Raw genomic sequence first — 15,002 nt, 5'->3', positions numbered from 1 at the left:
CTTTCATTTACTAACTATATTTTCATTGATTATAATAAAGTCTGATCTTCTGTTTACCAAATGGTCTTGATCAGAACATTTAACACCATTACTACAATTATTGATCAACATGGTTTCACCGTAACCATTGGCACTTTGTATTCTATTTTGCGATATTCCCTGACTTAACAAGTAATCTCTAGTAGACTTTGCTCTATTATCTGAAAGACGAAGGTTATAACTATCACTACCGCGAGAATCTGTATGAGATTCTATTTTTATTCTCATATCTGGAAATTGTTGCATAGCAAAAAGTACTTTCTTCAATTCTATTTCTGCACGAGAGGTAATTGCAGATTTATCATAATCAAAATAAATAGGGTCTACTTTTATTTTTTCAACTTCCCCATCATTCTCTACGATCATATCATAAGGCGTTAAGAAAACAACATTATCAAACGAAGGATCTTGTGGTTCTTTTGTTGTAGTGACCATCACGATTTTCTTTGAGTATCTTTCCTTAAAAAATACTAATCTATTTTGCCTATCGCATGGCAAATTAATTTCATAATTGCCTTGCTCATCTGTCAAAAGAATTTCTCTTAATCCATCTTTTGAATTCTTTACTTCAATATTTGCAAAAGGAATTGGCTCTTTAGTAATCTCATTTAATACTTGACCAGAATATGTTAAACAATCTACAGGAGCCATTTTCTCGAAAGAGTAAATATCATCGTCACCAACACCTCCCAACCTGTTAGAAGCAAAATATCCATTAGCAAATTCTTCTTCCATAATAAGTGAGAAATCATCCATATTACTATTAAATGGTTTTCCCATATTAATAGGTAAAGAATATTCATCTTTGCTTATAATCTTAGATTTGAATAGATCAAGCCCACCTAGACCATAATGACCATCAGAAGAAAAATATAATACGTCATTTACTACGTAAGGAAACATTTCTCTACCATTAGTGTTAATTGCCGGACCTAAATTCAAAGGTTCAGAAACGACACTACCATCTCTTGATAAGGCTACCACATAAATATCTGACCCGCCAAAACCACCTGGCATATTTGAAGTAAAGTATAAATACCTACCATCTGAACTTAAAGCTGGGTGCCCACAGGAATATTCCTTATCATTAATAGAAAGTTCAACAATATCATTGACTTCGCCATCATATACCTTTCCTTTTACGATCTGCATATTTGATAGCCCATCTTTATTTGCGTCTAGTTTACCTTTCTTAAAATAGTTTCGAGTAATGTAAATACGCTCTTTATCTTTTGATAAAACAACAGACGCGTCATGAAAATCTGATAATCTATTCGCAGCAAATTTCTCAGGCACATAACCAGCATCCATAGGTCTGGTTGCATATAAATCTAGATAAGGCTGATTGTTCCACGGGTAAATTTTACCACCAGCTTTTACAGAATCTCTTGTGCTAGAGAAAACAATTTTTTCATCTAGATAAAAAGCAGGAGAAAAATCAGATTTTGGACTATTAAAGTTTAGAGTATCCATTTGATATTTGGCATCTGTTAGTAACAGACTATCTAAATGCTTCTGTTGTGCCAAAATCATCTGCAAACGATCTTGGTCTTCATAATAAGAGAATAGAACTTCATCAGCCCTTTCTGTATCCAAATCTGCCTTCAGGCATTGAACCAGTTTTATAATATTATTTTCGCCAAACTCACTACCTTTTAAAACGTATAGCTTAGAATACCATTTTTCTGCATTGGTATAATCACCCATGTTAAAATAGCTATCTGCTAAATTTTGAATAATGGCAACATCTGGCTTTTTATCTTTTGTAGCTATATCTGTATATAGCGCTATAGCCTTATCATATTTAAAATTTGCAAAGTATTCATTTGCACGTGTTTCTTTGGTCTGTGAGTGAGACAAACAAACCGAACCCAATACTAAGAATGTAAGTAGTAATTTTATTTTCATAATTATATTTTTAGAAGAATCTTGGAGATAAGGCTCTCTTTTTCAAGCCTTCTAGATTGTAGGTTAATATTATTTCATGAGAACCACTATTGTAATCACCAAGACCTGTAGTAGAATAATCATAAGCATAGCCTAAGAAAAACTTATCAGTCATATGAAAACCGGCTAAAGCACTTACTGCATCATCATACCGGTATGCCAAACCTAAACTTAAGCGTTCACGTAATAAGAAATTTGCAGAAACGTCTACTGTAATTGGCGAACCGGCAACATGTTTTGTTAGTACTGCAGGTTTGAATTTGACAGACTCACTAAGATCAAAAACATAACCACCCATAAAGTAGTATTGACTTTTTCTCTCTGTAATAAGGTCATCATCACTATCATAAATCTGAGAATTTAATAAGTTAGAGCTAGATGCGCCTAAGTACCATTTTGCACCGTAGTAGTAAATTCCTGCACCGACCATTGGTCTAAGCTCACTTAGATTCTCTTGAAAAACAGGATCTAAACCATTAGCGAAGTTACCTTTTGAGTAATCTACACTTAACATGTCTATACCTGCATTTAAACCTAACGATAAGGTTGTAGAGCTACCTGTTTTAATGTGATACGCAAAATTTGCATTTACTTCAAAATTATTAGAAGCACCTAAATTGTCATTTACTATTGTAAGCCCTAAGCCTATTCTATCTTTAACCAAACCGTGAGCAGAAAAGCTTTGGGTTTCTGGAGACCCATCAATACCTACCCATTGTGTACGATATAACAGACTCGCCGCCAATGTACCTTGGGTACCTGTGTAACCGGCATTTAACGTTTGTGTATTATACATGTATTGTGTGTATTGAGGTCGCTGTTGTGCATAACCTACCATAGTCACTAATGCAAAAGCGAGCATGGTAAATATTCTTATGATTGATATATTATTTTTCATATTGATTATTATTTGGGAATGTGAATGAATTAAAAGTTAGATTTTATCTTGCTAGGTGTAACCAACCGACTAAATCTCTATTTAACTCTGGAATATTTATAGCATAATAATAGGTGCCAGCAGGCAAATGATCACCCTTATTAAGAACTCCACCTACATTAGCAATTCCATCCCAGTTATTCTGGTAATCTTGGGTTTCAAAAACTAAATTTCCATTTCTGTTGTAAATACGTACCGTGTTCCCATAGTCAGTGATACACTCTACTTCGAAGAAGTCATTAAATCCATCTGAGTTTGGAGAAAATTCATTGTAAACTTCTAGACAAAATTCTGCTCCGAGTACCTCACCACAGCGCATTGTTGCAATCTCTGTAAGTAGTTCTTTATTAGGGTTACAAGTATCTGTACTCAAATAAGCAACTTGAATACTTGTATTTTGTAATTCGTTCCAAACTACGGTAACATAATCATCTGTAGCAGTACCGCCATCTGTAATTACACCGCCAGCAACTGTCCATTCATAATTAGTTTGATTACTTTCAGTGAAATAAGTATAAGATTCAGTGCTTACACATGCGTTTTCTGTTTGCCCAATTAAAGTAGCTGGAACATCATCGATTATAAATGCGGTAATTTGCAATCTATCTTCGCTTTCACAACCATTTTCTATGCGAGAAACAAAATAGTCACCAGCTACAAGAGCATCATTAGGATCCAATATATTACCACCAACAAAACTATCATAGAAAACCACTTCATTTTGATCTACTTGCAAATCACCAATAGTCGGCGATGTAGACTCACAAAACGTTTGAGCACTATCTGATGCAGTTGGCGCATCAACATCAATAATTTGAACCGAAATTGCAACACGGGCAAAAACATCTATTGGTAAATTCAACAAGCCTGTAAAATAGACTCCACCATCTACTAAAGGGGTATCAGCACCCAAAAGATTACCCCCAATTAAGGCGTCAAAGAAAACCCCGTCTTCCAAATTTAACTGCAAGTCTAGTAGCGTAGGATTATCTGATGCGCAGAACACCTGTAGTATATCTTCTATCGGCAATTCAGGAATTGGAATTGGAAGTTGATCTGTAACGGAACAAAGACCAGAACTGATTAATAATTCTACCGCATTATCTACGTCAGACAGAACGTCTAAACCAGGTATGTCAATATTGTATTCTAGGTTTGCATCTAGATTACCGGTAAAATTCATATCATTAATACTAATTGTGACTGTATCACCTTCATTAGCATCGCCAGAAACCGAACCTACCAATGAAATAGTAGCATTCGTATTATTAACATCTAAAACATCTTGTAAACTAAGAACGGTATCTAAAGAACTTTCAACATTAAAATTAGAATCAACCACTGTAACATTCACCTCTTTTAAATCTCCATCAACATTGGTGCAATCTGCATCATCAGTACGTAATCTTACGAAATAATCATATGGAGAACTACCTTCATCTAAACCACTAATCGTTAATGTACCTGAATCAGATATGTTGTAAACAACAACACCATCAATCAAATTATCTGTTATTTGATTTGTCGCATTAACATCAAAAAACCAGTCATAAGTTCCGTCAATACCACTGGTTGGCACTAAAACAACATCATTAGAACTACAATAGATTCCATTATTGTTCACTTCTATATCAGCTGCCGTGGGAATAGGACTAACAGTAACCGTTACCGACTCTCTTGGCGATTCATTTATACAACCAATTTTCCGAGCAGCAACATAATAGGTTGTTGAAGTGGATAGTACGCCGGTATCAAAACTCTCTCCTGAACCTAACACTGCCAAAAGGTTTCCATCTGTTTCAGCATCGTACCATAATAACTCTTCTGTAATAGGATTTGCAGTAGTTGCTACTAATGAGGCTGATGAACCTTCACAGATAACTACATTTTGAGAATTTACATCAATTTCAGGCATACTTGGCGCACTGTATACATCGTAAATTCTTATACTCTGACCTAAATTAACCCCTAATAAAGAGCTTAAATCTATGGAAATTCTATCTACTGAAGTGCCTGTTTCTATTGGAATCGTTACTGTACCTACGTCTGTCAACAAACCTAATAAATCAACATTTAGAAGATTACTCAAGTTATCAGTAAAAACATCTGTACTAGTACCATCATCGGCAGAAACCTGGATATTATCAAGTACCCCCAATTGTAATAAAGAAGGATCAACCCCTAAAGTAACATAGAATACGTCTGTAGCGTCAGAAACACCATCGAAATAAGCTGTTTGGCTCATTGTCGCAGCCACATTTACAATACCAAAACCCAATTCGGAATACGTATTTAAATCATCATCTATTGCAAATTCAGGATTCGTAACACCAGCACCTGAAATATTCAATAAGTCAAGTGTTATGCCAGTACCATCAAAAGAGGTATAATCAGCATTTAAACAATTACTAGCGCCATCTGAAGTTGAAGCACCATATACATTTAATTCTTTCTCGGTACCTAAACCTACTAATGAGCCAACTCTATTCTGTAGTCGTATTCTATTATAATTCTCGTTTGGCGAAACCGCCATAAAGTAATCACCATTTTTATCGGTTACTACCCTCATCGAATTTGTTATAAAAGAATTGGCTATTCCAGAATCTTCTTGAAGTATAGAGGTATTATTGTTTTTGACATCGACAGAGAATTCTTGATTACCAAGAAGAACAAATCCTGCAACATCGGCAAGAAGACCTCCTAAATTTCCACCTAATAAATAGGGTAATAAATCATCTTCGGTATCTAAACGAATATAACTTGTTTGATTTGCAGGAATTTGATTGGGGAACTCTAATTCAATATGCCCAGAATAAGCACCTAAACCGAATGCTATGCCTGAATTTGCTTTTACTACGGCACTTGATAAAAAATCGCCATCAATTGCTCGACCAGAATTGTCGACCTGATTTTCACTAGTAATCGCATTGGCAAATTGTTGTTGCCCAAAGGCAGATTGTATTCCGATTAAGAATACAATAAAAACTAAAATTAATAGAATACTATTTATGTATTTTCTCTTCATATTGTTAAAATTGAAAGTTTTTTCTTACAATTATAACGTCTGTAAAGTACACATCATATAAGTTATATCTTACTTTACGATAAATAACAAATTTTCATCGACGAAGTGATGGAATAAATCGTTAAGTGGTACAATATGTTGAAAAGCTGATAAAAGAGAAATATTTAAGTGTTTTATACACGTTAAATTCAAAAAAATCTATGTTTTTAAATAAATCAAAGCATAAACAAGGCTACATTTAAAACATTGCTAATTAACATTTTAATAAAAAAAATGACCTGTAAAACAGGTCATTTTTCAAATAACAATTACTTTATGCCAACTAGCTTTTATTTGATGAACACTTGGGTAAAGTATAATGTACCATCTTCTGATGTTGAAACCGATATTGCAGTTTGTGTATAATCACCTTCTATGTTCTTAAGGTGACTTGCACTTGCCAACCAAGCTTTGAACACTCCCTCTGCAGTTGAAAAACTTCGACCAACGTTCTCTGAAACTCTTGTTGCATTTACCTCTACAGACAATTCAGATGATCTCTGTGCAAAATCGTCATGGCTGATTTCATCTTTTGAAATCATATAAAGATTATGATCTAACGTATATGATTGTGCCTGGTTGTTATATGATAATTCAGATAGACCGTTCTCAGCTCTATAACCGTTCACCAAATCAAATATCTCCAATTCAATATCTATATTTACATCTGATACTACCAAAGCCGTTGAAGTGCTTTCTAACATTACATCTTCATTAAGATCGGTTTTGCTACATGAACTTGTTACTACTAAAATCAACGCTAAAAATATAATTGAAAACTTCATCTGTATGTGCTTTGTTATTGTTGTACATGACAAAGTTACGTGCGCGATAAAGCTTAAAAACAGATTCTTCGGGCAATGGACGAGATGTATCGGTCAGTGGTATAATCCTATAGATGAGGTAATATTTATCCTATAACACTAATATGTTTAATCGATGTAATTGACTTTTAATCCTATTTTATACAGATGGAAGAATACTAATTGATAGCACCACCCTAAAAGAACTTTAAAACATGAAGCAAAGCTCTTTAGATAGTTTTATTATAAAATAATTATTTAATGAACAAAGTTTTAAGAAGTCTAACCTATTAACAAGGAGTAGTAACCAACAGGTCATATTTTTGTAATAACTTGCAGTCCTTAAATTTGTGGTATGACAAATAATGATATATTTAAAAAACTAAGAGTAGCGTTAAAATTCAGAGATGATCAAATCGTTGATATTTTGCAGCTTGTAGATTTTAAAATTTCTAAAAGTGAATTAGGTGCATTCTTTAGAAATGAAGACCACCCAAATTATATGGAATGCGGTGATCAAGTGTTACGTAACTTTTTGAACGGCTTGGTTCTTCATCTGCGCGGAACAAAAGATGCCCCTAAAATACCTGGAGAAGTGCTATTGGCTATGTCAACCAGCACCAAAAGACCGGCTCAAAAAAACAAGGAAAGAAAAGACTTTAAAACAAAGCAGATGAACAAGGTAGATAATGCCGTTAGTTCTGTGAAGTATAAAAACAAGAAAAAATCTTAATACACCTCTGTGTATTAAGATTTTTTAATGGCATAATTAAACAATTAAGCCTCTATTCGTACAGGAATGGTATACACTTTACCTTCCTCTACGTCTGTCAAATTAACTTTTTTATAGTTTAATTTGGCTTTGACAAAACTTTCCATTTTATCAAATTCAGAATTCACGGATAGCACCACGATTTCCCCATCTGCATTCAAAGTAAATCGAACCTGGGCTGTTATATCGTTATGCTCTTCAGCGAAGTTATTCTCCGTTAACATTTTTGAAATCTGTGTTGAAAGATTTTTAGAAGGGTTTTCACCTTTTACATCGTTCGCTAAAACATTACCTGTTGCAAGTAGCATTGCAGCTACGACTACTAAACTTAATTTTCTCATGACTTTTTGTTTTTTACTTCAGTTTTTCTGAAGTATTATTAATAATTGATTGATGATGAATTACTAAAAAGACGACTGTAAAATAAGAATGTTACAATTTAAGCTCATTTTAACATCTCTTTAATACTAATTCTTCAATTACACCACAAATTTAGAAATACAATTCATAGAAAAAACATAGTTTAACAGTCTTAACCATTATTTCATTTCGGTAACATAAAATATAGATTAATCCCAGTTATGATTACGATTAATTAAAATAACCAACACAATAAATACATACTTTCTAATAGTAAACAAAAAAAAGACCACTCCAATTGGAGTGGTCTTTAAAATGTATAAAAAGTAAATTGGTTTTAAGCCAATACTTCTTTTACTTTATCTGCAGCTTCTTGGAACTGTACAGCAGATTGTACTGCAAGTCCAGAATTGTCAATAATCTCTTTTGCTAATTCAGCATTAGTACCTTGTAACCTTACAATAATCGGCACTTTCATTGAATCGCCCATATTCTTGTAAGCATCAACAACACCTTGTGCAACACGATCACATCGAACGATACCACCGAATATGTTGATTAGAATTGCCTTAACGTTAGGATCTTTTAATATAATTCTAAACGCCTCTTCAACTCTTTTAGCATCTGCCGTACCACCAACATCTAAGAAGTTAGCTGGTTCACCACCTGCCATCTTAATTAAATCCATAGTTGCCATAGCAAGACCTGCACCGTTAACCATACAACCAACGTTACCATCAAGATCTACATAGTTAAGTCCAACTTCTCTTGCCTCAACTTCAATAGCGTTCTCTTCTCTAAGATCACGCATTTCAGCATATTGCTTTCTACGGTATAGTGCATTATCATCTATAGAAACCTTAGCATCAACAGCCATGATTAAATCATCGGATGTTTTTAATACAGGGTTAATTTCAAACATATTAGAATCACTTTCTACATATGCTTTATATAATGATGCAACGAATTTTGTCATTTCTTTGAACGCAGTACCTGAAAGACCTAAGTTAAAAGCAATCTTTCTTGCTTGAAAACCTAACAAACCTGTAGCTGGATCAATCTCTTCTGTAAAGATTAAATGCGGAGTACTTTCTGCAACTTCTTCAATGTCCATACCACCTTCTGTAGAATACATAATCATATTCTTACCAGTAGCTCTGTTCAATACAACAGACATATAGAATTCACTAGTTTCGCTTTCGCCTGGGTAGTATACATCTTCGGCAACCAATACTTGGTGTACTTTTTTACCTTCCGCAGAAGTTTGCGGTGTAATTAAGTTCATACCAATAATCTGGTTTGCTATCTCTTCTACCTCTTTAAGGTTTTTGGCTAATTTTACACCACCACCTTTACCACGACCACCTGCGTGTACTTGCGCTTTAATAACGTGCCATCCCGTTCCGGTTTCAGCAGTTAATTGCTTTGCAGCCTCAACAGCCTCTTTTGCATTCTGGGCAACAATTCCTCTTTGGATGCGCACCCCAAAACTTGCTAATATCTCTTTTCCTTGATATTCGTGAAGGTTCATATATATGGTGAATTTTATTTGTTAAGCAAAAATAGGAAACAGTAAGTAATTATTTAAAAATACTGATGATTAATTAGAATAACTAGTATAATTATCTAGATAAAAACACAAAACTATAAGAATACGATTCATTTTTTCAGTCTAAAATTGACTTAAATCTCTAAATCTTTAAAATCCAGAGGATCAAAATTCTTAAAATGACCATTGAGCTCTATCGTTTTCTTGGTTCTATTCACTTCAGACAAAACAGTAATAGTTGATGTTAAATGCAGACTTATAAAATTAAGTCGGTCATTTTCTGTAGGAATCTGTAAAAGTTGATACTCTTGCTCAAAAGACAGTCCTATTTTGTGAGCTAGCGTAAAACTATTGAATTCTTTTACATTGAGTTTGGTATATGGCACATCCATAATAGCATATAACTGTTCTATACCATTAATAATAGTCTGTTTTTTTTCTTCTGATGCTTCATAATCGTACTCTAACAACTTTACAATACCACCTGCGTAAAGTTTATCATCCATAACATTATCAAAAGCAAGTAATTTAAAGACCTGTCTAGCTACACAGACTACATCCATTTCTCCGCTTTCATAGGTTGTTACTACTTCTACCAATTGTACTTCAACACCATATTCCATCTTATTATTTATGAAAACAGGTATACCAAAAGTGATGGCTTCATTTCTACAATCTTGAATTAATTGTTTGTAGCGATCTTCAAAAACATGCAGTGGCACGGTTTCGCCAGGAAAAAAAATAGACTGTAACGGAAACAATGGTAATCTCATTTGCTAAAAGTACAAAGAGGTTTATTTAGCTCCAAAATAAATAAAATAGTAGATTGTTTCAAATATCACAATTTGTTATTTTAAATGTATTTATGTTATTATTTTTGTACATACGCATTTAGAAAAGTAAATTTGCTAAAAAATAGATAGCATGAGAAATGAGGATTTATTGCAAATCGCAAAAACCTATGGTGATCCGGTCTATGTTTATGACTCGGAAAAAATAGTTTCACAGTTCAATAGATTGACCAAAGCTTTTGGTTCTGTAAAAAAATTGAAACTTAACTATGCAGCCAAGGCACTTTCTAATATTACTATTTTAAGATTGATGAATAGTCTTGGTAGCGGTTTGGATACCGTTTCTATACAAGAAGTTCAACTAGGTTTATTAGCTGGTTTTAAACCAGAATCAATCATTTTTACCCCTAACGGAGTTTCTTTAGAAGAAATTGAGCAAGCCGCCAAATTAGGAGTACGCATTAACATAGACAACCTATCTATATTAGAACAATTTGGTAGTAAGCATCCAAATATTCCAGTGTGTATACGTATTAATCCGCATGTAATGGCAGGTGGAAATTCTAATATATCCGTTGGTCATATAGATTCTAAATTCGGAATCAGTATTCATCAGATTCCTCATTTACTTCGTATTGTAGAATTGACAAAAATGAATATCAACGGTATTCACATGCATACAGGTAGCGACATTTTAGATATCGACGTATTCTTATATGCCTCTGAAATTCTTTTTGATACTGCTCGTAATTTCAAAAATCTTGATTTTATTGATTTCGGTAGTGGCTTCAAAGTACCTTATAAAGAAGGTGATATTGAAACCAATGTTGAAGAACTAGGAAAAAAACTAAGTACACGCTTTAATGAGTTCTGTAAAGAATACGGTAAAGATTTGACATTGGCTTTTGAGCCGGGTAAGTTTTTAGTGAGTGAAGCAGGTGTTTTTCTTGCAAAAGTAAATGTGGTAAAACAAACTACATCAACCGTATTTGCAAGTGTAGATTCAGGTTTCAACCATTTAATTAGACCAATGCTTTATGGTGCTACACATACAATAAACAACATTTCTAATCCAAAGGGCAGAGAACGTTATTATTCTGTTGTAGGGTATATCTGTGAGACCGATACTTTTGCCAGCAATAAAAGAATAAACGAGATTACCGAAGGTGATATTCTTTGCTTTAAAAATGCAGGTGCGTATTGCTTTACTATGGCAAGTAACTACAACTCAAGATTTAGACCACCAGAAGTTCTTTGGCATAAAGGGAAGGCAATTCTTATACGCGAAAGAGAAACTTTTGAAGATTTAATTCGTAATCAAGTAGATGTAAAAGATTTATTCGCTGTTAAAGAAACCGCAAAAGTGAAATAAAGCATTTAAAAATACGTTAGTTTTGGTATAATAGTTGGACTATACACTCAAATTAAACTCATGAAAACGTATTCTTTATCTTTCTCCAAATCATTTTTATTCTTAGCTGTTCTTTTTATTTCGGCCGCTAGTTATGCACAAGAGGTAAATTGGATTTCTTGGGAAGAGGCTGCCGAATTAACGGCGAACGACACCAACCCAAAGAAAGTCTTTATTGACGTGTACACAGATTGGTGTGGATGGTGCAAGAAAATGGATAAAGACACTTTTCAAAATCCGGAAGTTGCTGCATACATGGCAGAGAATTATTATATGGTAAAGTTTGATGGTGAAGGTAAAGACCCAATCGAATATAAAGGGAAGACATATAAATTTGTTCCGTCGGGCAGAAAAGGTTATCATGAATTTGCAGCTGCTTTAATGCAAGGTCGTTTAAGCTACCCAACTACTATTTTCTTAGACGAAGAATTAAACATGCTTTCTCCAATACCTGGTTATCAAAAGCCAGAGCCATTCTTAGAAATTGCTCGCTATTTTGGTAGTGACATTTACAAAGAAAAAGATTGGAAAGCCTATACTGGTGAAGCTGGTAAATAAGAATTTACACTTACCTTCTATAGTCATTACAAATATGCAATGGCTCATTTATAAATTTACTTTTCTTTAGAGTTATACGTTGTTGAAAAATTGGAAAGCAATTTCCATTAAAGTACTTTCACAGCAACGTATAATTCTAAGTTATGAAGAACCTATTTTACGCTAGTTTTTTAGTCATCATTTTAATATCGTGCGCTAACGAAAATGACAATTCAAAACAAGTTGAATCTGGAGTATCAGAAGCAATGGCAGCCCAAAGAGCTACTCTAATATCAAATGTTCATTACAACTTAAGTTTTAATATCCCTAAAGAACAAGAAGCTCCTATACCTTCTCAACTGGTTTTAAATTTTGATTTAGAACATCTTAAAGAACCGGTCTACTTAGATTTTAAAGAGGAAACTTCCAAAATAAAATCGGTATCCATTAACAAAACTGAAGTTGATATTCTTCATGAAAATGAACATATCGCTTTACATGAAAACTACTTAATTAAAGGAAATAACACCGTTATAATTGAGTTTGATGCTGGTGAGCTTTCTCTTAATAGAAATGAAGATTACCTGTATACTCTATTAGTACCTGATCGTGCAAGAACACTATTCCCCTGTTTTGATCAACCTAATATAAAAGGTATGTATACATTGAATATTACAGCACCAAACGACTGGAAAGTTTTATGCGGCCCTAAAGAAGTAAAGCAAACTCAGAAAGGTGAATACACACAACATAATTTTAGCGCTTCTGACCAAATGAGCACCTATCTATTTTCTTTTGTAGCGGGTAAATTTGAATCTGTAACTCAAAAACCGGCTAATATGGATATGACCCTACTATACCGAGAAACGGATACCACTAAAATTAAGTATAGCTTAGACTCCATTTTTGATTTACATCAGCAATCCTTATCGTTTTTAGAGGACTATACCGCTTATCCTTTTCCTTTTCAAAAAATGGATTATGCCGCCATACCCGGATTTCAATATGGTGGCATGGAACATGTAGGCGCAATTCAATATCGTGAGAGTTCTCTCTTTTTAGATGAAAGCGCTACCGCTAACAGAAAATTAAGTCGTGCAAAGCTAATTGCCCACGAAACATCTCATATGTGGTTTGGAGATTTAGTAACTATGAATTGGTTTAATGATGTTTGGATGAAAGAGGTGTTTGCCAATTTCATGGCAGATAAAATTATGAATCCCGCTTTCCCAGATATAGATCATCAATTGGCTTTCATGATCACCCACTACCCTAATGCTTATGGTGAAGACAGAACATTGGGGACGAACCCTATTCGCCAAGACTTAGAAAACCTCAACAACGCAGGTTCACTTTACGGTAGTATTATTTACAACAAAGCGCCAATAATGATGCGTCAACTAGAAACCGTTTTAGGTAAAGAGGCATTTCAAACAGGCATTCAAGAATACATTAAAACCTTTGCATTCAAGAATGCTGTTTGGGGTGAGCTAATTGATATTCTTGATAAAAAGTCTACTACTGATATGGTTGGGTGGAGCGATGTTTGGGTAAATAGTTCTAGTAGACCCATCTTTAATGATGATATTGAATATGGTGATGACAATAAAATAACCTCATATAAACTATTTCAAAAAGCAGAAGATAAATCTAATCATTCGTGGCCACAGAGATTTGACGTATCATTTCTTTATCCGGATAAAACTAAGACGTTAACCGTTAACATGGTTAGTAGCGAATTAAGTTTAGATGAAGCTATTGGCATGGATAAACCAAGTGCAATATTATATAATTCTAATGCTGAAGGCTACGGAGTGTTTCCTGTTCAAGAACAAGATATAGACATTATACCTTCCATAAATGACCAAGTGGCTCGTGGTTACGCTTATATAAATACATATGAGAACATGCTAAATGGAAGTATTACTCCCAATGCAGCAATAAAACTATATTCAAAAGGACTAGTTAATGAAAAGAATGAATTATTAATTAATCTCATTTCTAGGTATACCTCTTCAGTTTTTTGGAAATATCTTACTGCCGAACAACGCCTTTTTTATCAGAAAGAAATTACAGAACAGATATGGGCTAAATTACAAGAAGAACTTTCGCCCAATATTAAAAAGACCTTATACAATACTTATGTATCATTAGGTTATACAGGTATTTCCCAAGACCGATTATACAAAATCTGGAAGAAAGATATAGTAATCAGTAACCTAAAACTTAACGACGATAATTTTACGGAATTGGCGATGGATTTAGCCTTATACCAACATCCTGAAAGTAAGAACATCCTTGAAATAGCTGAAAAAGCAATAAGCAACAATGATAAATTAAATAGGTTTAAGTTTTTACTTCCATCTCTTTCAACAGACAATAACACTAAAAATACATTTTTTGAATCTCTAAAACTTGAAGAAAACCGTGCTAAAGAATCATGGGTGGCTAATGCCATGAATAATTTAAATCACCCTTTACATCAAAAAGAATCAATAAACTATCTAAGGGCAAGTCTAGACTTAGTTGATGAAATACAACAAACAGGTGATATCTTTTTCCCAAAGAGATGGTTAAGTAGTACAGTAGGCAATTACACATCTCCAGAGGCTTATGAAATATTACAGCGTTTTCTTAAGGAAAATCCCGATTTAAATCCTTCCTTGAAATCAAAAGTATTACAAGCTTCAGATGATTTAAGAAGGGTGCAACTTCTGCAGAAACAGATAGACACCTCATTAGATTAATATTGAGACATAAAAAAAAGAGGTCTTTTAGACCTCTTTTTTTTA

Annotated in this window: 11 protein-coding genes; 4 read left to right on the top strand and 7 right to left on the bottom strand. The window is 33.8% G+C overall.

Going from position 1 to position 15,002, the window contains the following annotated elements:
* Positions 1-3: 3 nt before the first annotated feature.
* The 4 genes from P177_RS05935 to P177_RS05920 all read right to left on the bottom strand — a co-directional run bounded on the left by P177_RS05935 (position 4) and on the right by P177_RS05920 (position 6,772).
* A complete protein-coding gene (locus P177_RS05935; protein ID WP_036152903.1) occupies positions 4-1,947 on the bottom strand; it encodes an OmpA family protein in 1,944 nt (647 codons plus the stop codon).
* A 10-nt stretch (positions 1,948-1,957) separates the two neighbouring features.
* A complete protein-coding gene (locus P177_RS05930; RefSeq protein WP_036152901.1) occupies positions 1,958-2,884 on the bottom strand; it encodes a PorP/SprF family type IX secretion system membrane protein in 927 nt (308 codons plus the stop codon).
* A 43-nt stretch (positions 2,885-2,927) separates the two neighbouring features.
* Positions 2,928-5,948 carry a T9SS C-terminal target domain-containing protein gene (locus P177_RS05925; RefSeq protein ID WP_036152898.1) on the bottom strand — a complete coding sequence of 1,007 codons (3,021 nt, stop codon included), beginning with the start codon at positions 5,946-5,948 and terminating at the stop codon, positions 2,928-2,930.
* A 329-nt stretch (positions 5,949-6,277) separates the two neighbouring features.
* Positions 6,278-6,772, bottom strand: coding sequence for a CAP domain-containing protein (locus P177_RS05920; protein ID WP_036152893.1), 495 nt, complete (start codon positions 6,770-6,772; stop codon positions 6,278-6,280).
* 373 nt (positions 6,773-7,145) lie between these two features.
* On the opposite strand from P177_RS05920, the gene P177_RS05915 reads away from it, so the two are divergent.
* On the top strand, positions 7,146-7,523 hold the full coding sequence (locus P177_RS05915) for a DUF1456 family protein (protein ID WP_036152890.1): 378 nt from the start codon (positions 7,146-7,148) through the stop codon (positions 7,521-7,523).
* Between the two features lie 44 nt (positions 7,524-7,567).
* Here the strand turns inward: P177_RS05915 and P177_RS05910 are convergent, their stop codons facing one another.
* From P177_RS05910 to P177_RS05900, 3 genes are all read right to left on the bottom strand, one after another.
* Positions 7,568-7,903: a hypothetical protein gene (locus P177_RS05910; RefSeq protein ID WP_036152887.1), complete on the bottom strand. Its 336-nt coding sequence runs from the start codon at positions 7,901-7,903 to the stop codon at positions 7,568-7,570.
* 356 nt (positions 7,904-8,259) lie between these two features.
* Positions 8,260-9,453 (bottom strand): ADP-forming succinate--CoA ligase subunit beta, encoded by a 1,194-nt coding sequence (sucC, locus tag P177_RS05905; RefSeq protein ID WP_036152884.1) that lies wholly within the window; start codon positions 9,451-9,453, stop codon positions 8,260-8,262.
* Positions 9,454-9,605: 152 nt separating this feature from the next.
* Positions 9,606-10,244, bottom strand: a complete 639-nt coding sequence (locus P177_RS05900; protein ID WP_036152882.1) for an LON peptidase substrate-binding domain-containing protein — start codon at positions 10,242-10,244, stop codon at positions 9,606-9,608.
* A 151-nt stretch (positions 10,245-10,395) separates the two neighbouring features.
* Here P177_RS05900 and lysA point away from each other — a divergent pair, with 151 nt between their 5' ends.
* From lysA to P177_RS05885, 3 genes are all read left to right on the top strand, one after another.
* Positions 10,396-11,634: a diaminopimelate decarboxylase gene (lysA, locus tag P177_RS05895; RefSeq protein WP_036152879.1), complete on the top strand. Its 1,239-nt coding sequence runs from the start codon at positions 10,396-10,398 to the stop codon at positions 11,632-11,634.
* A 60-nt stretch (positions 11,635-11,694) separates the two neighbouring features.
* Positions 11,695-12,231 carry a thioredoxin family protein gene (locus P177_RS05890; RefSeq protein WP_036152876.1) on the top strand — a complete coding sequence of 179 codons (537 nt, stop codon included), beginning with the start codon at positions 11,695-11,697 and terminating at the stop codon, positions 12,229-12,231.
* Positions 12,232-12,374: 143 nt separating this feature from the next.
* Complete coding sequence (locus P177_RS05885) at positions 12,375-14,957, top strand: M1 family metallopeptidase (protein WP_036152874.1); 2,583 nt, start codon at positions 12,375-12,377, stop codon at positions 14,955-14,957.
* Positions 14,958-15,002: the final 45 nt, after the last annotated feature.

The organism is Maribacter forsetii DSM 18668 (assembly GCF_000744105.1).
GTDB lineage: Bacteria > Bacteroidota > Bacteroidia > Flavobacteriales > Flavobacteriaceae > Maribacter > Maribacter forsetii.
The sequence above is the reverse complement of the archived record's forward strand: the minus strand, read 5'-3'. Positions and strand labels throughout refer to the sequence as shown.